The 20,121-nt window shown below is 41.0% G+C and carries 16 protein-coding genes; 3 read left to right on the forward strand and 13 right to left on the reverse strand.

The features are described from left to right. Positions 1–26 precede the first annotated feature (26 nt). Both AC1RRY_RS11935 and AC1RRY_RS11940 read left to right on the forward strand, forming a co-directional pair. Positions 27–803: a DUF4097 family beta strand repeat-containing protein gene (locus AC1RRY_RS11935; RefSeq protein ID WP_492820533.1), complete on the forward strand. Its 777-nt coding sequence runs from the start codon at positions 27–29 to the stop codon at positions 801–803. Between the two features lie 23 nt (positions 804–826). Then, the gene (locus AC1RRY_RS11940; protein WP_492820531.1) at positions 827–1,531 is read left to right on the forward strand and encodes a DUF4097 family beta strand repeat-containing protein; all 705 of its coding nucleotides are present in this window, start codon (positions 827–829) and stop codon (positions 1,529–1,531) included. 163 nt (positions 1,532–1,694) lie between these two features. On the opposite strand, the gene AC1RRY_RS11945 is transcribed toward AC1RRY_RS11940, so the two are convergent. The 8 genes from AC1RRY_RS11945 to AC1RRY_RS11980 form a co-directional block, all read right to left on the reverse strand. Continuing rightward, entirely contained in the window at positions 1,695–2,867 is a 1,173-nt protein-coding gene (locus AC1RRY_RS11945) for a porin family protein (RefSeq protein WP_492820529.1), read from the reverse strand. After that, a complete protein-coding gene (locus tag AC1RRY_RS11950) occupies positions 2,854–3,420 on the reverse strand; it encodes an RNA polymerase sigma factor (protein WP_492820527.1) in 567 nt (188 codons plus the stop codon). Before AC1RRY_RS11950 ends, AC1RRY_RS11945 begins: the two co-directional genes overlap by 14 nt. 83 nt (positions 3,421–3,503) lie before the next feature. Continuing rightward, entirely contained in the window at positions 3,504–3,980 is a 477-nt protein-coding gene (locus AC1RRY_RS11955; RefSeq protein WP_492820525.1) for a hypothetical protein, read from the reverse strand. A gap of 228 nt (positions 3,981–4,208) precedes the next feature. Beyond that, complete coding sequence (locus AC1RRY_RS11960) at positions 4,209–4,580, reverse strand: T9SS type A sorting domain-containing protein (RefSeq protein ID WP_492820523.1); 372 nt, start codon at positions 4,578–4,580, stop codon at positions 4,209–4,211. 286 nt (positions 4,581–4,866) lie between these two features. Next, positions 4,867–6,051 (reverse strand): acyltransferase family protein, encoded by a 1,185-nt coding sequence (locus tag AC1RRY_RS11965; protein ID WP_492820521.1) that lies wholly within the window; start codon positions 6,049–6,051, stop codon positions 4,867–4,869. A 217-nt stretch (positions 6,052–6,268) separates the two neighbouring features. Then, positions 6,269–7,351, reverse strand: coding sequence for an alkaline phosphatase (locus AC1RRY_RS11970; protein WP_492820519.1), 1,083 nt, complete (start codon positions 7,349–7,351; stop codon positions 6,269–6,271). 236 nt (positions 7,352–7,587) lie between these two features. Next, entirely contained in the window at positions 7,588–10,050 is a 2,463-nt protein-coding gene (locus AC1RRY_RS11975; RefSeq protein ID WP_492820517.1) for a TonB-dependent receptor, read from the reverse strand. A gap of 44 nt (positions 10,051–10,094) precedes the next feature. Beyond that, positions 10,095–10,949, reverse strand: coding sequence for an SMP-30/gluconolactonase/LRE family protein (locus AC1RRY_RS11980; RefSeq protein ID WP_492820515.1), 855 nt, complete (start codon positions 10,947–10,949; stop codon positions 10,095–10,097). A 398-nt stretch (positions 10,950–11,347) separates the two neighbouring features. Between AC1RRY_RS11980 and AC1RRY_RS11985 the strand changes: the two genes are divergently transcribed. Further along, entirely contained in the window at positions 11,348–11,926 is a 579-nt protein-coding gene (locus AC1RRY_RS11985; protein WP_492820513.1) for a hypothetical protein, read from the forward strand. Between the two features lie 88 nt (positions 11,927–12,014). Here AC1RRY_RS11985 and AC1RRY_RS11990 read toward each other — a convergent pair whose 3' ends face one another. From AC1RRY_RS11990 to AC1RRY_RS12010, 5 genes are all read right to left on the reverse strand, one after another. Then, positions 12,015–13,676 (reverse strand): L,D-transpeptidase family protein, encoded by a 1,662-nt coding sequence (locus AC1RRY_RS11990; RefSeq protein ID WP_492820512.1) that lies wholly within the window; start codon positions 13,674–13,676, stop codon positions 12,015–12,017. Beyond that, positions 13,663–14,346, reverse strand: a complete 684-nt coding sequence (locus tag AC1RRY_RS11995; protein ID WP_492820511.1) for a murein L,D-transpeptidase catalytic domain family protein — start codon at positions 14,344–14,346, stop codon at positions 13,663–13,665. Before AC1RRY_RS11995 ends, AC1RRY_RS11990 begins: the two co-directional genes overlap by 14 nt. 416 nt (positions 14,347–14,762) lie before the next feature. Continuing rightward, entirely contained in the window at positions 14,763–15,410 is a 648-nt protein-coding gene (locus AC1RRY_RS12000; RefSeq protein WP_492820510.1) for a hypothetical protein, read from the reverse strand. 88 nt (positions 15,411–15,498) lie between these two features. Beyond that, positions 15,499–16,941 (reverse strand): RagB/SusD family nutrient uptake outer membrane protein, encoded by a 1,443-nt coding sequence (locus AC1RRY_RS12005; RefSeq protein ID WP_492820508.1) that lies wholly within the window; start codon positions 16,939–16,941, stop codon positions 15,499–15,501. A gap of 21 nt (positions 16,942–16,962) precedes the next feature. After that, positions 16,963–20,121, reverse strand: a complete 3,159-nt coding sequence (locus AC1RRY_RS12010) for a SusC/RagA family TonB-linked outer membrane protein (RefSeq protein WP_492820506.1) — start codon at positions 20,119–20,121, stop codon at positions 16,963–16,965.

Genomic DNA, 20,121 nt, shown 5'->3' on the forward strand with positions numbered 1-20,121 from the left:
TCAGAATTATCTAAAAGCAAATTACAATGAAAAAACACATGTTCATATTCGCCTGTCTATTTCTAACTGCCGTGTATACTCAGGCACAGGAATACAAATACAAACTGCCTAATAACAAAGACAGCAAAATAGCCATAGAGCTTGATGCCGACAATCTGAAAATAGAAGGCCATGCCGGCGACGAAGTAATCATCAAAGGTGGTAGCACAGAGCCCCTGCCCGAGCAAGCCAAAGGACTCAAACCCTTGTACAATACCAATGTAGACAATACCGGTCTGGGAGTTGCCGTCAATTTAGAAGGCGGAGTATTAAAGATTGAGAAAGCATCAAGGAAGTCGTCAAAATATACTATTCTCATCCCAAATAAGGCCAGTGTTATGTTTACGCAGATTAACTGGCAGGGCTCAACCATTGGTATCAATAATGTTGAGGGCGACCTGGAAGTGAAAACCAATAATGCCGACATGAAGCTCAATAATGTAACCGGGCCTATCGTAGCCAGCAGTATCAGTGGTAATTTTACGGCCGTTTTCAATAACGTAAACCAATCTAAACCCTGTGCTATTTCTCTGGTAAGTGGTGAGATTGATGTTACCCTGCCTACAGCCACAAAGGCTTCATTATCAATGAAATCAATTACAGGCGAAATTTACAGTGATCTTGATCTGAATCTGAAATCAGGTAAAGACGGACTGACCAAAGTAGGTGGTGGCCATAATATTACAGGCAACCTGAATGGCGGAGGCGTAAGCCTGAACCTGAACACAGTGAGTGGTAATGTCTACGTTCGTAAGCAGAAATAACAACCTTTGTCCTTTATAAAATTATGAAAAAGCTATTAATATTAATCTTGCTGGCTTTCAGCCAGTACAGTGGCTACGCGCAAAAAATAATCGAAAAGCACCTGCCATTCTCAGCCAGACAATCGGTCAACCTCAATCTTAAATTCGCCGACGACATAAAAGTACAGTATTGGGATAAAGCCGAGGTTTACGTAAAAATTGCGGTTGAAATCAATTCAGGTAAGTTGAATGATGCCCTTACCGTAAGTACTGGTAACTCAACCGACGAAATAAGTTTGAAAACCGATTTCGACAACGACATGCTGGAGAAGGGCAATATAGAAGATTGTCCGGACGCTAAAAAAAGTAATCGTTCGTCGTGGAGCCGTAACGGTAAAAATTATTACGTGTGCAGCAAAATCAATTACGAGGTTTACCTTCCCAAACAAGCCGAACTGGCCCTGGAAACCATCAATGGTAATATCTGGATAAATTCTGTCTATAATACCATTCAGGCTAAAACCATCAGTGGTTTTGTTGAACTCAACTGGCCTAAAGGCAAAGGTGGAGATCTGGGGATGAAGACTATCACAGGCGAGGTTTATTCTGACTTGAATATTGCTTTTAAAAACAAAAAACAGACTAATCCGATAGTAGGTTATCTGCTGGAAGGTACTGTTAACGGTGGAGGCCCTAAAGTACGTCTGGAGTCAATCAGTAACAATGTTTACGTAAGGAGTAAAAATTAAAGTAAATAATAAATTGTTTTCCGGTGATTTGACCTGCTCAAAACAGGATTCGAATCACCGGTTTTTTTGTTGAGACAGGTTCCCGGCTTTAATCGCACGTTTAAGGAAGTGAAACACATTGAATTACATGTCATTGAAAGTTCTCCATCAAAAAACGGTTCTTCTATTTCATCCCTCTGGCAATGGTATAACGTAATTGAACGCCAAGACTACTGTAGTGGAGCTTAGCCGCCGTCAGGCTTCCAAAGGGGTACTTAAAAAATGGCTCAACAGACAATTGATTTTTACCCAGCGGATAATGCACCCCCAACATTAGATTAACCGCAGCGCCAAAACTTAATTTCTGAGCATCGCTTATGTTATCTTTTACCTGTTTTTCAATTAAGGTTGTTGCTACTTCTTCCAATTCACCGTTCGATCCTACCGCCATAGTTATGATTGTGCGGCGGTTTTCGTAGAACAGCCTTGATGATTGACCGACCGCCCCTATCACTGAAACCCCGGCCTGTGCACTTAGTCCAAGCGCTTTATGTTTCAGAAAATGGTATCTCAGATTGAGAGGTACTTCTACATTTACCCATTTATAATTTGCCTGATTAAGCTGAGGCATTCCGATAAACGGGCCACTGTTCACTTGCAGATTCAGGTTCTCACGACCTACACTTAGCCCAGTGCTTATTTCCATATTTTTACCAATGGTTACTTCTGTAGTTCCTCGCACTCCGAAATTCGGTTGTTGTATCACATTCTCTGCCTTATTGGATGACGAAGCAATAGCCACACTTAATCGTAGGTCTCGTTTTCTCTTATCCTCCGGCTCATCCGGTTCTTTTGCTCCAAAAGGTGCCATAAAAAGCGTTTTAGGTCTTACCAGTACCAAACCCATAGCACGCGACGCCAGAAAGTCAGGTTTTAAATTGCTGGCATTCCTATCCTCTGCTACTTCATAGCTTTTATCCGGCACCACTCTTCCTTTCTCCGCTTTTTCATCATAATCTATCCGGACTGTATTAACCTTATAAATGCTCACCTCCGGAGAAGGTATAGCTCCATTTTCGCTGGCATCTTTATTGGCTCTGCTACTCTTATTTACTTCCTTATTTGCAGGCTGTTTACTTGGTCTATCCGCTTGCACAGGGGTTGATGTATTTATTCTCAATATTCCCCATCCTAATAGTAAAGCAATCGCAATACCCGCCGCCATACGCCAGAAGATTAGCACAGGTCTTTTTTTCTTTTTCTTTCTGAACCGCTCAAAGTCTTCCCATGCCCCTTCCTGATAAGAAGTTTCGTACGCTTTCAGTCTGTCTGTCGTCTGTTTATCAAAGGGTTCCATCTTTCTTCACTATTCGGTTATGCGCATTAATCAATGTTCTTAGCTGTTGTTTACCCCGGGCAAGATAGGTTCGGGATGAAGACGCCGGAATATGCATCATCTGAGCAATTTCCTCATGGCTATAGCCTTCCACTTCATACAGGTTAAAGACCACTTTCCATAAAGGTGGCAGCAGGTTCAGTAACCGGATAATCTCTTCGGCTGACTCCCGGTCAAAAAAACTTTCCTGATGTGCGGCAGTCTCTATTTCGTGGTCGTTCAAGTATAAATGTTTCTTCTCTTTTCTGAAATAGTCTATGGCCGTATTAACAATCAATTTTCTGGCCCACGCCCTGAACGACCCCAGCTTTTTGTATTCGAATGGCAGTTGATTGAAAATTTTCAGAAAGGCGTCGTTCACAGCCTCTTGCGACACAGACCTGTCAGGCAGATACCGGAGGCAAATACCCATAGCAAAACCAAAGAAATGTTTGAATAGCTTTTCCTGAGCTGCCGGGTTATGCTTCGCACAACCTTCTATCCAGTCTTTTTCTTGTGAGGTACAATCAGACAAGCATTCCACATTAAAACAAGTAAACAGCCGGCCTTTCAGTAAAGGCCAGCCGGAGTAGACAATTGAATTTCGAAAGAATTGTTTTATCGATTCGTTACAGATCCGTCAGGGTCAACCGATATATCTTTTACTTTTGAGCCATTCGCAATATGAACAATCAGGTCTGATCGGCCGAACACCTTATTCATGTCTACTTCCAGTGTAAATTTCTTACCTGCCTCACATGTCTCACCCGCCTGCCCTTCATAAGTCACTACAAGCCCCGTTTGCTCGGGGTACGAGGTCATCACAATGCCATTCCATACAATTTTGTAATTATTGGCGCTGCACCCTCCTACTACTTCAATTTTTAAAACATCCCCTTCTCTGGTTATTTGTCCCAGTTCAAACGTAGTTCCGCTATACGTAGTGCGGGCTTTCAACAAGCGGGCGTATTCTGCTTCATTGGTTTGTAACTTATCTTCACTGCCATCAGGGTTAATGTGATTATCCTGATTACATGAAAATGCCAATACTGAAAAAAGGAGGGTAACGAGCAACAAGCGGATTTGAAATTTCATCGTTTTCATTGTTTATAAGTTTTGATTTTGATGATAAGTCGTACCGCCGCTTCGAAATGCGACAATTGCCGTGTACTTTTTTTTTTAGAAGATACCCCTATGCGTAGAAAGGTTGGGATTGTGAAAGAAAATACCGGATATAATCTGAAGTATTGTTTGGGGGAAGAGTAAAAAGAACCGAGGGGGACAAAGCCAAATGCTTTGCCCCCCTCAGATAACAAAAAATAACTATTTGTTTTTCAAAACCGCTACACGTGTTAACTGACTTTCAATGTTGAAGTCGTAAGATAACTTATCATTGCCGGAACTGACAGACAACGTATAAACTCCGTCTTCCAGATGAGCCAGATTCAGAACCAGAGGCTTGTTGGTTTCGCTCAACTCCTGATAAAATACCTCACCTTTCGAATTATAGATTTCAACGCTCGCGGTATTTTTCGTTACATTATCGAACAACACTTTAAGGCGTAGGTTGCTGATATCCTGAACGCTGATTTTGGGATCAGATTTCTTAATAGCTGCAACGGGTGTTTCGGCTTGTACAAAACTAAAATTGGCTATAGTTAAGCCAAGGGCCAGAATAAAGAATGACTTTTTCATAATTGATAATGTTTAAATATTTGAACCTTAATTCGCTTTGTTGATTCAAATGTATAAGCGATTTCCTTATGAAAAATGCAGAATAGATAAACTTAAAAGCTACGAAGATGAAATGATAGAAAGTATTGATTTGACCGGATATCGACAAAAAACGGCACTTATGAATACTTATTTTAAGAATATCATCCTAATGTCTCCGTTTATCGACTTAAAATGGAAACTTATCAATCGCTTTAATTAATGAGTATCACTTCAGTTGCTGCCCCATTCAAATTATCTGGTATGCTTACAAGTACCGGTTAATTATCCGGATTTTTCTTAACAGGATACTAAACCCCCAACTCAATGCTAAAGTAGCCACAAATACTATCAGAAATTTCACCAAAGCCGGTATCGCTATAGGTAATAACAAAAACTGAAGCCAGATTAAAAAGGCATAATGAGTGAGGTAAATGAGGTAAGCATGCTGTACCAGAGATTCCGCCCATTTATTAGCAGAATGAACAAAACGCCGGAACACAGTTATAAAGGCGATACAGCTGAGCGTACAGGACAAGACATAAATTGTTAAATAGAGCATCCAGGCGGTAAGGCTCTCCAGCTGATTGGTTCGTACCATATGTGTTAATATATCGTAGCGTTCTATCACTATCAATACAGTATAAGCCCCCAAAGCGGAGATTGTCCATAGCCACCATTTTTTAACCAGTGGAGCCTTTAAAGAAAAGAGTTCACTATTGAAGTCGGAAGTACCTATCAACACTCCTATGAGAAAGTATCCGAAATAAAGCAGAACACGGCTAAGCTGGAAATCAAACGGGCCGATGCCGGTCCAGGTACCGGCACCCACTTTATAAGCCACGGGTACATACAAAACCCACGTAACAGCCAACCAGATAAGAAAAAACAAAAGAGGCCTGTTTTTCAGCTTATCGATGTAAGTTCCAGCCTTCATGCTTATTTTCTGTATCAGAGGATTAAGCAAAACCAGCCATACATTAAAAACGAAAAGTACCCAGATAAACCAGGGTGGGCCAACAGGCCATTGTTCAACCACAAAAAAATCGCTTACATAGTCTGCCAGATTGGTACCGCCTTTAGCCACGTAAAAAGATGGAAAATGGGCAATCAGCATTAGCCCGGTGCCCAAAATCATAAACGGCACAAACAATCGGTAGAACCGATCTTTGATGAAAACAAACCCTCCCTTTTTCTGAATGCTTTTTTGCAGAAACAGCCCGGCTATCAGAAACATCAGCGACATGAAGAATACATCATTGAAGTTTTCAAAAATATCAAGCCCTACCCATCTTTCCGAATCTACTATAGGATGAGTAGACCTGATGTAAGCCTCGGTATCGAATCGGGCAAAAGTAGTATAAGACAGACTGGCATGATGCGCCACTACCAATACAGTAAGAGCCGAACGAAGATAATCAACCCAGAGATTTCTGTTTAAAGTTTTTTCCATAAGCCGGCTTTCAGTGTGCAGTGATGGTTCTAATAATAAACGACACACTTTTATTAGTTATGTTGCATACGCCCCTGTTTTAAAAATCAATTGCCACAAAACAAAACAGCACCGTTTGTGGCGGTGCTGTTAATAATCTTATTGCCTCAGGTAAAATACTGACGGCCTCATCAAAAGCTTGATATATGAGCCACCTGTATAGCGGGCCAATATCTTATCATTTAAAATTGAACGACTTTTTCATTTTGTCGAAAATCTCATTGTTCAGATAAATACCTGAGAATAATTCAGCGCCTTTGCCATAAGCAAAAACCGGAATCATCACACCTGTGTGCCCGCCGGTGGTAAATTTACCGTCAATGGTGCCGTCTTTGTTAAGACCATTGAGCGAGAAACCTCCGGTTTCGTGGTCAGCAGTGATAATTACCAGCGTATTGCCATCTTTATCAGCAAAATCGAAAGCCTCGCCGATTATCTTGTCAAAATCAAGCATTTCGTTTACAATGTACTGGGTATCATTGGCATGGCCACCCCAGTCAATCTGTGAACCTTCTGCCATCAGGAAAAAGCCTTTTTTGTTTTGTTTCAGTATATTCAAAGCTGTCTGAGTTGATACAAGTAACTGATCTCCCCTGCCCTCTGATATTTTCACAGGGTTCTCTTCAGCCAGCAAACCCACCAGTTTACCACTCCTTACTTTTGCTACTTCTTCGATCGACTGTGCAATCTGATAATTTTTGCTTTTCAGTTCCTCTATTAGATTCTTTCCATCCTTTCTCTGATTGAAGTATTTACGACCACCGCCTATAAAAACATCAATATCTGTCTTAAGAAAATCCGCTGCTATTTCTTCGCCCATTTTTCTTGATGGCTGATGCGCAATGAACGACGACGGTGTGGCGTCTACAATAGCACAGGTAGCTACCAACCCCGTAGCCAGACCGTTCTGCTCTGCTATTTCAAGAATCGTGGTCAGTCTGTTCTTATCGCTGTCTACACCTATAGCACCATTATAAGTTTTCTTCCCTGTTGCAAAGGCCGTTGCTCCGGCAGCCGAATCGGTAATATAGTTATCTGTTGCCTGATTTTTATGGAATCCTATCACTTTGCTTCTCTCAATGTTCAGGGGTGTCTTACTCACGGTTATACCGGCATAAATCTGAGCAGTGCCCATGCCATCGCCAATTAATAGAATAATGTTTTTAGGATACTGCGCTTTCCGCTCTTTCTGTGCCAGACTGGTCAGAGAGACGAAACATAAAATAGGAATAGCTAAATAAAGTTGAAGTGTCTTTTTCATTAGAAAGTGTTTTAGTTCATACCCTTAATATTCTATAACAGACTATTCTACCGGCAAACACTCGGGAGGTTTCCATTCTGTTTTTGAATAAGGGCGTAAAAGACGCAAACCACAACTTAAAAACGGAAGAAGTTTTGTTATGATATTATTAAGAATGTATACCCTGCAAATTTGGCAACTTAACTTATCTTGTATAAACGAAAAGAGCCACACTCTCGTGCAGCTCTTCTATTCTATCAAAACTCTCCGTCAACCGGATCTTTGCTTTTCTTCTTGGCCTGATGCAGGCGATAATTAAATGTAAGATTGACCTGTCTCAAACGCCCTTGTCCGCGGCTCTCGGTAATAAAATTAGACCCTTCGGTAATAGAACGATAAATTCTGGAATTGAAAACGTCGCTCACATTAAGCGTAAGCGTGGCATTATTTTTCAGTATATCTTTGCTTACGGCAAGATCCATCACAGCAATGGCCTTTCTTCTTCCCTGTGGTGTTTGCTGTGGAGCCTCATAGTTACCCCGTATCTGGAAATCGGTATTATTCCAGAATGTAAAGCGTGAGGTTACACGTGTAAACCAGCTGTAAGTATCGCTTTTAAGACTCGTGTCAAAGTTAGCTCCATTAGTAATGGCTCTGAAAAAGTTAAAGCTGCCATCCAGTTTCCACCATTTATAAGGTGACAGAGCGGCTGTAAACTCATAGCCAAACGAGTTTTCAGTAGCCAGGTTTTCTGGTCTTGTGAACGAATTTCCAGAAGCATCAACTGTTCTGATACGCACTATCTTGCCATCCGTAAATCGGTAATACAAAGATGAACTGATAGACCCCTTTTCGAAATACTTGATATGACCCAGTTCATATACATCAGTAAACTCAGGATTTAAATCCGGATTCCCGCTCCAGAAATTCCGACTGTCGCTAAAGGTTGAGAACGGACTCAGATCATTGTACGTCGGACGGCGGATGCGGCGGCTGTAACTAATCTGCATTGAGTTCTGTTTCGGAAGCTCATAAGTGATATGCACACTCGGAAACAGGTTGTTGTATTTACGCGGATTCACCTCGTTGGTCTTTCTTAACGTAGTGGTTACATTAGTCCATTCGGCCCGCACACCTGCCTGATAAGAGAATTTGTTCACTTTGTTGCCTATAATACCATAGGCAGCGTTGATGTTTTCTTCATAAAGAAAATCATTGGTAAAACCGGCAATCGGGAACCACACGCCATCCTCACCTTTTTGGGTCAGAGAGAAGTCGTTGGTCATGTCGCGAGAACTACTTCTGGCGCCCAGCTCAAATTTACCATCTTTGGCAAACGGTTGTGTATAATCTACCTGAAACAATAGCTGCTTTTCGGTTTCGTAATTAAGCGAACGCTGCAACAATGCCGGTATATCAGAGGCACTGCCATCTGGTCTGAAAGTTTCTTGATTATAATACTGGTCTGAGTCCTCCCAGTTATCCAGATATCTCACATCGGCGGTCAGCTCATGTCCTTTCCTTTCAAACTTGCGTCGGTAAGTAAGCGCATATTCCGCGTTAGGTTCGGTTTCTGTCTCATCCTGCGTGCGATTTGTGATGCCAGTAGGATTATTGAGATTGTTCAGGTAATCACGATATCTGATATCCGAAAACCGCTTTCCTTTGCTTATTCTCCACAGATAAGAACCCGTTAATATATTGTTGTCGTTAAAGAAATAATCAATACCGGCTCTTGCGCTATTATTTTCTCCTTTCAGCTTACTGGTAGAGTTTTGCTGGGTTATAAGCGTTGAATCTCCCCTGTAAAACTCCTGATACATAGAATTTCTACCGGGGGTATTCCGATACGACGCAGTATAATTGACAAAGAAATTAAGATTCTTGCGACGATAATTTACGTTGGCTGCCAGGCCCAGATTGGTAGGATATCCGGTAATGACATCAAAAGAACCATTAAAGCCTTCCTTGCGCTCCTTTTTAAGGATAATGTTAATGATACCGCTCATTCCTTCTGCTTCATAGCGCGCCGACGGATTGGTGATAATTTCTATTCTTTCAATACTGCTGCCCTGCAATTGCTGCAAACCGCTGCCTCCTTTAATACTCACCAGACCAGACGGTTTACCATCCACAAGAATCCTCACGTTATTGCTACCTCTCAGGCTCACGTTCCCGTCGATATCGACAGATACCGATGGAATATTGGTCAGTATATCAACGGCTGTACCTCCGGCATTTGCCAGGTCTTTACCAACATTGAAAATACGTTTGTCAAGCGACATTTCCATGGAGCTTTTCTCGGCACGTACTTCTACTTCTTCCAGCACATTGCTCGATGTAGCCACTTTCAAAGTTCCTAAATCAAGAGAAGGTTTATCAGGCGTTAATGAAAACGGTGCAGTTTTGGTAGCCTTGTATCCTATAAACTCCAACAAAGCATAATAAGTACCGGCTGGTGCATCAATGGCGAAATCACCGGTGTCGTTCGTAATATTTCCTGTTACAAAAGAGCTGTCAGGCAATTTATACAGACGCACACTGGCAAAAGCCAGCGGGGCGTTTGACTGCGCATCTACTATTTTGCCTTTAAGCTTCATTTTGCCTGCACTCTGTGCCAGAGCGGCCTCTGTAAACAAAAGACTGATCAATAAAACAACAATAAACGATAGCGGTTTTGTGGTTGAAAGAAAAGGTCTGTATTTTCTGATAATATTCATTTCCGGATTAATAAATAGGATATAAGGCTGATTTAAGATGTGTGTTAATTTACTTTGTAGGCTACGACTTTGTTCTTCAGGAAAGTAGGCACATAAAGAGTCTTTTTAGCGGGTATATACTCAAAATCGGCAGTGTTCATAGGTTTGTCGATAGTATCCAGCAAAAGGCTGGTTTTTCCCTGTGGAGTTACGTGCCATATTCTTCCCCTCCACTCGCTCACAAAGTAACCTTTTTTACCGTCCGACTCAATGCCATCAATACCACTTTTTTCTGTGCCCATTCCTTCGGCAAATTTGTTCAGCTCTTTGGTTTTGGTATCATAGGCATACAAAATGCCCTCCCCGTTTCCAATCAGCAATTTGCCGCTATCATAAAATAATCCGTTAGGATTCTTCAACAGACCTCCATCCAGTATTTTCTCCAGTTTGCCATTCTGCAGTTTCCATACACTATTGGCCCGCATATCTGTTACGTACACCACTTTATTTTTCTCATCAATGGTAATATCGTTCAACATTTTAGCCTCCGGTACTTCATACTTGTTAATCACTTTTCCACTCGCCAGATCAATTTCTACCAGGGCAAAGAAACCCGCCGCATATAGTTTATTATCAATAATCCCCATGCCTTTAATTGCGTTAAGTCCACCTGTAAAAATTCTTTGCTGAATTTTCCCATCGAGACCCACCTTCGCAACAAAGCTTTCCTGATTTTCAGGCACTGATTTTCCGTTAATGCAAGAAACATACAATACGTTCTTTTTGGCGTCGTAAAGTACCGATTCAGGCGTGGTAAGCGTAGTGTCAGTTTCCCATACCTGTGTCAAAGTTGGTGTTTGCGCTAATGCTGTAAGGCTCGCTGCACAGCAAAGGCAGAAGAATGTCAATAAGGTTTTCATAGTAAATAGAAATTAAATGGAAGTTCAAAACTAGGTCGATTGAATGGGAATATTACAAATTAATTAGCTCATAGACAAATAACCTATTAACAAAATAGACTTCCTATTCTTTAAAATCGACCAAGTCAATTGAAAATCAGGCAGACGGGTCTAAAGGCTAAACACTTGAAAATGGCCGATGCTTTTATTCATTCGTAAAACATTGAATACAAAAAGCTTCTAATCACTTTCGATTCGCATGAAACCCGGACATTATACAGAACATGTATAAGAATACTGAATGATTTTTGCCGGCTACCGTCTGTTCCACAATATGAGTATCTTCTTTCACAACATAAAATGCCTGAATACATGGCATACAATTTTTACTTGATTTCAGACAAATAAACACACACGATATGAAAGACCAGGAAAACAGCTTCTATAGTCAAAGTGGCGAACAAGCAATTGAACCCGGTACATCACAACCGGAAAAAACATGGGACGGCCCATTACTAGAGCCGGAACGCTCTGCGCAGCAGGAACAGGAAACTATTGACCAGCGGCTAGCGGATAAAGCAGACCAAAACGAAGGTTCAGACAACCCTCCGTTGAGAACGGAACTTGATCCTCCGGCTGCTCCTGACATTATTCCTGATCAATCACCGGACGAAATCAATTATCCCGGCAAACAGGATATCCCGAGAGTAGAACAACCGAAATTTTATGGGTCATCTATCAGCTCAGCCTCTTCAATTGGCAACGAAGACGACAGAGAAGAAAAAGGTGATGAGGCACAGGAATTACAAATGAAAGAAGAAGAAGAAAGAAAGGAGAAAATAAAAGAGAAAGATGCAGAATTGAAAGAGGCAGTTGAAGGCCGGGAAGAAAGTATCAGAAAATCGGAAGAAGGAAACATCAGCGACAACCGGGGCTATAACGAGATTCGTGAAAACTCTCCGGTGAGTGATGAAAGAGATAAGGAATTTCTGAATTAAAGCTCTTTACCGGTTAATAAGCGAAAGCCGATGAATTTTAAATTCATCGGCTTTCGCTTATTTTATTATTAATGAGATCGAAATCAATCTATTCTTCAAATATCTCAGCCGACAGCTTAGCATCCAGCCCATATAAATCGTTACGAAAATTGATTCTACCAGAGGTATCTACCCAGGCGGTGAAATAAACAATGTATACAGGTATGGCTGGTGCAACTTTGATTCCGGTTTCCTTATCTGTTTTCAGTACGCCATCAACCTTTGTCTCATTCCAGGCTGCATTATCTCTTAACAGATACAAGGCCAGTTTTTTAGGATTTGACAAGCGGATACAACCATGACTGAAGGCTCGATTCGATTCACCAAAAAGACCTTTGGACGGAGTATCATGCAAATAGATGTTGAAGCTGTTAGGAAACAAAAATTTCATTTTCCCCAACGAGTTTTTGTTGCCCGGTTTCTGCCTGATAGCATAAGGCACGTGGTTACCCATTCCATTCCAATTAATGCTCGACGGGTCAATAACTTTATTGCCTGACAGCACCTCCATGTTATTCCGGCTCAGATAAGACGTACCTCGTTTCAATTGAGGCAGAATTTCATTACGGATAATGCTCTGCGGTATATTCCAATACGGATTCAGCACTATCTGAGATAGATTACCCCGGAAAATACTGGTTTGAGATGCTGTTTTGCCAACCACCACATCCATCGTCCACACTTGTTGGCCGTTTTCAAAAACATGAAGCATATACTCAGGTATATTTACCAGCAGGTAATTCTTTTCAAGCTCTACAGGTACCCATCTTAAACGCTCCATATTAAGCATAATCTGCCTGATACGGAAATCGATAGGTCGATTCAACTCTTTCAGCGTAAGCGCATCAATTTTACCGCTTGGCTTTAAGCCCATGCGTTGCTGAAAACGTATAACAGCATTCCTAAGTGAATCTGTGTAAGTCTGGCTTGTATCTTTAATGCTGAAGTCACCAGTCAGGAAAAGACTCTGCTTGGCTACCAAGAGGCTTGAATCCCTGTCGCCAACGGCTAACAGTTTTCTAGAAGTTACAACTTTAGGCAAGCCGCCTTGTCGCTCAATATTTCTATAAACCCGTAATTTCTCCTTAAGCCGGACATAATATCCGTTTACAGGTTCCTGCACACGTTCTCCCTTGTTTAGTGAAACCAGTGAGTCAAGCAATAATTGATAATTTTTCTTTTTTCGCGGAATAAACCACTCCAGGTCAAGTGGGTTTTTCGCTATCCCTCCATATACCTTTTCGGCATACTCAAAAAAAGTAGTGGTCATCAGAAGTTCCAGCCGTTGCACGTCTTTCGTTCGTTTCAAAAAATCCTTTTCGTCATTTTCGGCGTCTCCAATAAGGTTGTCAAGCTCTGCATTCTGAAAAGTAGTATCTGCAAAATCATATGCGTAGTTTTTCAACTGGTTATGGAAATTGAGCGCGGCATGGTTCATACCCTTTTTATTAAACCAGGCCGATTGATAAGATCTCCTTTCATAAAACTCGCTTACTTCTTCTCTGATGGTATCTTTTACTGAGAAACTTCTGAAGAAATTATTTACAATGGTGCTATCGAGGAGTATATCGGTAAAATTCTTTGACGAATAAACGGTTGAGTCCTGCAAGGCACCTCTGCGGAATCTTTTACCCTTTTTACAGCCACTCAGGCTCAAAATAATCAACAAAACAAGACTAAAAAAAACAATTAAGTTCCTAGTTTTTAGCATACTGTACGGATGAGTTTTCACGGTGAATGTATAGCAAACTGCCATCGGCAATGACCGGAACTACTTTGGGCATTAACTCATTCGGCAGGGCTGGGCATCCGAAACTCCGTCCTAATCTTCCAAAACGTTTCACAAAATTTTCGCTTACGTAATCAGCGCCGTGAATAATTATCTCACGACGGCGGGCGTTGTCGTTAATACCTTTCTGCAAACCTGCCAGCAATAAAGCCATGCCATGTTTCGGGCTCCGAATAATCTGCCCGACCATGTAGAATCCGAGACTGCTTTTGTGCGATTCCATTGTATTGGAAAAAAACTGTGCCACATCATTGCCGGACTTCTGCCCATGAGCAACCAGAGAAGAAAACAAAAGTTTCTTTTGCAGTAAGTCTATTACAAAAAAGCGCTCACGCGTTGAAGGTAAATTAAAGTCTACTATAGTAATAATTGACTTGGCAGGGCGATACTTTTCGTAGCCTGCCATCGATTTCTGAAATGCCTCGTAACTCACAATACCATCAAGGTTACATTCCTGGTATAGATTTTTTACGACATTATTTGCGGCAACAATATTTTTGTCTGTTACTTTACTACGGCCTGCTTCATCGGTTTTGGGTAATGCTGAGCTAAGGGTAAGTAGAAAATAAACAAGGTGAAAAAAATTGAACATATCTGATTATCAAGTTAATACATAACTCTTAACGACATTTTTCTCAAAATCATTTCATCGGCATTAATAAATTTACATTTGGGAATTCCTCAAATTGAGGAAATCAACATTGATAACCTCACTACCAAAGAATATACGAAAGTTAAAGGAATATCTTACCAAAATAGCCCATTATGAGCATCATTCAGCTTTTTTGGGGTATTCTGGCTTTGATTTATTTCATCTATTTTAAGGTATTACATCCTACCAAAAATCAATATTATATTTTCTACTCTACACTCTTTTTTTTTTCTGCATTCAAATAAAAAAATAGTTAAAATGCTCCAATAAAACAAATCTGTATCTCTAAAAGCAATAATGCCGGTATTCCTTTCTGGAATACCGGCATTATTACTTCAGGCTATTCAATAGGCCTGTTACAAACTATTATAATAATCAAACACTCTCAATAAATCGCCTTCCTCTTTCGTATTCAACTTTCCTTTTTTAATATACTCTTCCACTTCTGTGGCTTTATCTCCAAATAAAGCTAACACAGATTTTCTATCGGTTTTAATCTTGGTAAGCTGAGCAAGTTGTCCGATATAATAACTGGTGTTATTCAAAATATTTCTTTGCACTGTTGCAGAGCCATAAGGTTTTTCATCAATCAATGACTTATGATTTTTCTTCCACAGGTTCAATTTCCCAGTCACCAGTTTCTCATAAAAGACGCCATCCAAACCTCTTTCGAAATGGTAAACATACGGGTCTTTTTTTATAACAAACGCTGCAACCGGCTGACTAAAGGTTTTGATACCTCCATCCACATCTCTAAAAATCAGCATATTTGCTACCTGATCAAACATCAGGCTGACATTTTCAAACTTTTTACCGGATGCCAGAGTAACCGTACCTATTTCCCATGTTTCTAATAAATAAGGAGTTCCCTTCACATTGGTATACGATTGCCCGGTCAGAGGTGTCCCTCCTATCGCATCAGCCGATATAGCAATCTGCGCTTGCGCATTAGTTGCTATCCAGGCAAAACAACTTATAATGAATAGCTTTCCAAAATTTTTCATTGTATTCTTTAATTAGGTTTAAAAGAAATGGGTTGTCTAATTTAACGTAAGACAACCCATTACAAATATATTAAAAACCAGGAATATTTTAGTTACCGATACCAGGGTTAGTCTGGATTTCTGTCAACGGTATACCAAAGATATATCTTGGATCTGATGGCTGAATCAAAGCACCGGCACCAAATGAATTGATCGGCTGTCCTCTTCTCAGTATATCAGTAGTTCTGAAACCTTCTGCAAATAACTCGATACGTCTTTCAGTAAGTATGAAATTAATCAAATCTGCTTTAGCTGGTGTGCCAAAATCATAAGTGGCATCTGAACGACGGTGTACAGCATTTAATAATGCTAATGCACGCGTTTGGCTACCATTTTCTGCCTCTGCTTCAGCAAGGTTCAACAATACCTCTGCATAACGAATACTTGGTACGAAATCAATGTAAGGAGACACACCGCTGAACTTAGTGCTTGACGGGAACGCAGCTACGCTTGTAGTAGCAACCATCAATTTAGATTTACGATCATCAGAAGCTCTCAATTGCGGATTAGCATAAATACCTGTTGGACCAGGATTGATATAATACTCAACGTTACCTGCATTGAAATAATACCCCAACTGGTTTTGTCCTCCCGGACCATTTGTTTCAGCCATAGGGAATGAGAAAATAGACTCAACCGAAGTATATGGAGCTCTGAAAACAGAAACTACATCAGGTTGCAATTCATGCGCTACTCTGTTAGCAGATTTGAAAGGAGCAGCAGCAGATACAATTTTGTTTGCTTCAGTGATCACACCTGCATAATCTTTCTTCGCCAACAATACACGGGTTTTTAAAGCAATTGCCGCGTTTTTATGAGCTCTGCTTGTACGCAACAATGGAGTGCTATAGTTGTCCGGCAATTCATTTTCTGCTTCGTTCAGGTCTTTCAATACCTGTTCGTATACCTGAGCTACAGTACTTCTGGGAAGGTTGTTATTAGCCGAAGTAACTTCACCTTTTAATCTTAAAGGCAGACCAGGTGAGGCACCATTATCTAAAGCATAAGGTTTTGCAAAAAGCTGCACCAAAGAGAAATAAGTAAGCGCTCTGATGAACTTAGCTTCACCTTTGTAGTTAGTAGCCACTGCAGCACTAACAGCGTTCGGATTTGCTACAATACCTTCCAAAAACAAGTTAGCTCTGTTGATAGTCAGGTAGCCCTGCACCCAGAAGTTAGCAATATAGGTATCCGATGGATCCTGGTTACCCTGATACGTTGAGTATCCGGTTACTGAGTTAGTAGTACGGTTTACAAATTCTTCAGCGCGGATATCGTTATAAATCAAATAACGACCACCGAAAAGCGCACCATTTTTGGCAGAAGCATATAAGCCTGTTATCTGCGATTCAACACGGGCTGGAGTACTGAAAACAGTTGCATCTGACAAGCTTAGTTCCGGAACAGCGTTCAGGAAATCTTCTTTACAAGAAGAAAGGCTAAGCGTTAATGCCAATGATAGAAACCCTATCTTTTTATTTAATATTTTCATAAAATCAATGTCATTTAGAAATTAGAAACTTAAGTTAAGACCAAGCGTAAATTGTCTTCCTTGAGGAATTGAATTACGTTCAATACCCATAGCATTATTTGAATCTCCGTTAGTTGAGATTTCAGGGTCAACACCGGTATATTTGGTAATCAAGAAGGCATTGTTTACCTGAGCATATACTCTCAGAGCTGTAATACCTGTTTTACCGAATGTACCCGGCACACGATAACCTAAAGTAGCCGTTTGCAAACGTAAGAAGTCTCCTTTTTCAATGTTCTCAGAAATCAAGAACGATGAACCGTTTGAAATATTGTCACCATAGATTGCTTTAGGTACATCGGTAACATCACCGGCTTTTTTCCAAGAATTCAATACATCTACTGAGTTATTCCAAACGCGTTGGTCTCTCAAACCGGCTTTGCTACCGTTATAGATGTAGTTACCACCCGAGAAAGTAAAGTTTAATCCTAAGTCAAATCCTTTGTATTTCAATGTATTGTTGAAACCACCATACCAGGTTGGCATTGTTCCTCCTAATACCACTTGTTGTGATGATGGAGATACAGTTGCTGAGCCATCGGCAACGAATGTCCATGCTGTTGCACCACCTAAGTGATTGTACTGCACTTCTTTACCATCGCGGGTAACGAAAATACGACGTCCGTTAGCAGGGTTAACACCATGAGTTACTACACCATATATCTGACCTGCAGAATAACCAACCTTTGTGATGTTTGTAGCTTCCAAACCAGAAGTATTAGTCAGGATTGGCGTATTGTCATCCACCATACTGGTAACCATGTTCTTGTTGGTAGAGAAGTTAATGTTAGTAGACCATGTGAAGCCACCTTTATTAATAGGTACTGCAGCGATTGAGAACTCCCAACCTTTGTTGTACATTGAACCAACGTTTGCAAGAATTGTGTTACCCGGGATACCTTTTGAAGGCGCCTGAGGTACATCAAGAATCAAATTGTTGATGTCTTTGTTATACCAGTTAGCCTCTAAAGTGATACGGTCATTCAGGAAGCTAACATCTAAACCAATGTTAGTTTGTGTACTTGTTTCCCATTTCAGGTCTCTGTTACCAGCCTGATTAAATGCCAATGTGGCAGCAGAACCATATAAGCCAGAACCAAATGTAGAGTATGAACCGTAGGCGTTATTCATGTTACCATTACCAACTTTACCCCAGCTTCCTTTCAAACGCAATGAAGAAAGTGCGTTGCCAAAGCCAAGCGATTTGAAGAATTCTTCTTCTGAGATTGTCCAACCTGCAGAAACCCCACCGAAATCACCCCAACGGTTTTGAGCAGCCAAAGCAGAGTTACCATCACGACGGTAGTTACCACTAAGGAAATATTTACCGGCATAGCTATAGCTTACACTACCTAGATAGGCTTCAAAAGCCACTTGCGAAATACCGTTACCTCCAGCAAGGTTAGTAGTGTAGTTACCCTGGAAATCCTGGAAGAAGAAGTCAGCTAATGTCTGACGCGATGCACCCCAAGTAGTAGTTCTTCTTTTTTGCACATCAGAACCCGCAACAAGTGAAATATTGTGTTTCTCACCAATTGTTTTCATGTACTGCAAGGTGTTAATCCAGTTCCAGTTGTCACCGCGAGCTGCCTGATTATAAGCATCACCTTGTGCTGCCCAACCATCACCATTATATGGGTTCCAGAAACGAATGTTTTCAGTATTTCTGAAGTCCCAAGAATACGTGGTTTTGAAAGTTAAGCCATCATATATTTTCACTTCAGCACCTAAGTTGGCAATAATACGGTTTGTTTCAGAGGTGTTTTTATCCAGGTCTCTTAAAACCGCTGCATTTGGGAACTGTGCAGGCAACAAGTTATTTTTACGACCTACTGTGTTATTTTCAAGGTTGTAAGTACCATCTGCATTGTAAGCAGGTAAGTTTGGCACCTGAGCAACTGCAATACGACCCAAACCTGATGTAGCAAATGCACCACCTGAGTAAGAACCACTGTTCGGCGATTTGTTCATTGAGTTTGAGAAGTTGATATTAGCAGACAATTTCAACCAATTGGTTGCCTGGTGGTCCATATTCAAACGACCAGAACGACGTTGGAAACTATTGGCTCTCAAGAAACCATCCTGATCAGAAAAACCTGCCGAGAAATAATAAGTAGTTTTGTCTGATCCACCTTGTAGAGTAAGGTTGTGATTTTGTGAGAAACCTGTACGATATACTTCTTTGTACCAGTCGGTGTCAATCAAAGAACCATCTGCATTGTATGCAGGCAGGAATGATTTATTATTAGCATCTCTCTGAGTAGCTGGAATTGCAGCAGGGTTATTAGCCAATGCATTGGCAATTGCCATGTTTTTGTGGTCCATGTATTGTTGTGCATTCAATACGTCTGGTAGACGCACTGCGTTGCTTACACCAGCCCAGCTATCAATAGTAACTTTGGTTTTACCTGTTTTACCACGTTTAGTAGTAATCAATAATACACCGGCAGCTGCACGAGAACCGTAGATAGCAGCAGAAGCAGCATCTTTCAAAATGTCGATAGATTCAATATCAGCAGGGTTAATATCTCCCAACGGGTTGTTTGTACTGGCGTTACCAGATACGTCACCGGTAGCAATAGGTATACCGTCAATTACAACCAATGGGAACGAGCTCAATGAAAGTGAGCTAAGACCACGTACACGAATAACCGGAGGGTTATTTAACAAACCGTTAGGCTGTGTAATGGCTACACCTGAAGCCTGACCTGTTAAACCCTGAGAGAAACTTTGTACGGGGCGTTCAGCAATCTGCTGTGCCTTTACTGTTGAGGCTGCACCGGTAAATTCAGCTTTTTTCTGAGTACCGTAACCAACAACTACAACTTCACTTAATTGTTTGTTGTCTGGAGCCAATTGTACGTCAACAATTGAGCGGGTTCCTACCGCTACTTCTTGAGTGATAGTACCGATGAAACTGAAAATTAAGGTCGCATTACCTGACACACTGATTTTGTAAACTCCGGACGCATCTGATTGAGTTCCTTGTTTTGAACCCTTTACCGAAACACTTACACCCGGTAGTGGTGAACCGTCTTCTGAGGCTGTTACTTTACCAGATACCGTCCTTTCCTGTGCAGACGCCTGCCATCCGGTAAAAATAATCCCCAGCATTAAGAGAAGTAGAAATTGTTTTCTCAT

This window comes from Emticicia sp. GW821-FHT11C11 (assembly GCF_058808615.1).

Bases quoted from the DNA above. Each gene is read 5' to 3' on its own strand.
- AC1RRY_RS11970 (WP_492820519.1), bottom strand. From the start codon at position 7,351: ATGAAAAAGACACTTCAACTTTATTTAGCTATTCCTATTTTATGTTTC.
- AC1RRY_RS11990 (WP_492820512.1), bottom strand. From the start codon at position 13,676: ATGCTAAAAACTAGGAACTTAATTGTTTTTTTTAGTCTTGTTTTGTTG.
- AC1RRY_RS11980 (WP_492820515.1), bottom strand. From the start codon at position 10,949: ATGAAAACCTTATTGACATTCTTCTGCCTTTGCTGTGCAGCGAGCCTT.
- AC1RRY_RS12010 (WP_492820506.1), bottom strand. From the start codon at position 20,121: ATGAGAAAACAATTTCTACTTCTCTTAATGCTGGGGATTATTTTTACC.
- AC1RRY_RS11955 (WP_492820525.1), bottom strand. From the start codon at position 3,980: ATGAAATTTCAAATCCGCTTGTTGCTCGTTACCCTCCTTTTTTCAGTA.
- AC1RRY_RS11940 (WP_492820531.1), top strand. From the start codon at position 827: ATGAAAAAGCTATTAATATTAATCTTGCTGGCTTTCAGCCAGTACAGT.
- AC1RRY_RS11985 (WP_492820513.1), top strand. From the start codon at position 11,348: ATGAAAGACCAGGAAAACAGCTTCTATAGTCAAAGTGGCGAACAAGCA.
- AC1RRY_RS12005 (WP_492820508.1), bottom strand. From the start codon at position 16,941: ATGAAAATATTAAATAAAAAGATAGGGTTTCTATCATTGGCATTAACG.
- AC1RRY_RS11995 (WP_492820511.1), bottom strand. From the start codon at position 14,346: ATGTTCAATTTTTTTCACCTTGTTTATTTTCTACTTACCCTTAGCTCA.
- AC1RRY_RS11975 (WP_492820517.1), bottom strand. From the start codon at position 10,050: ATGAATATTATCAGAAAATACAGACCTTTTCTTTCAACCACAAAACCG.
- AC1RRY_RS11945 (WP_492820529.1), bottom strand. From the start codon at position 2,867: ATGGAACCCTTTGATAAACAGACGACAGACAGACTGAAAGCGTACGAA.
- AC1RRY_RS11935 (WP_492820533.1), top strand. From the start codon at position 27: ATGAAAAAACACATGTTCATATTCGCCTGTCTATTTCTAACTGCCGTG.
- AC1RRY_RS11965 (WP_492820521.1), bottom strand. From the start codon at position 6,051: ATGGAAAAAACTTTAAACAGAAATCTCTGGGTTGATTATCTTCGTTCG.
- AC1RRY_RS11960 (WP_492820523.1), bottom strand. From the start codon at position 4,580: ATGAAAAAGTCATTCTTTATTCTGGCCCTTGGCTTAACTATAGCCAAT.
- AC1RRY_RS12000 (WP_492820510.1), bottom strand. From the start codon at position 15,410: ATGAAAAATTTTGGAAAGCTATTCATTATAAGTTGTTTTGCCTGGATA.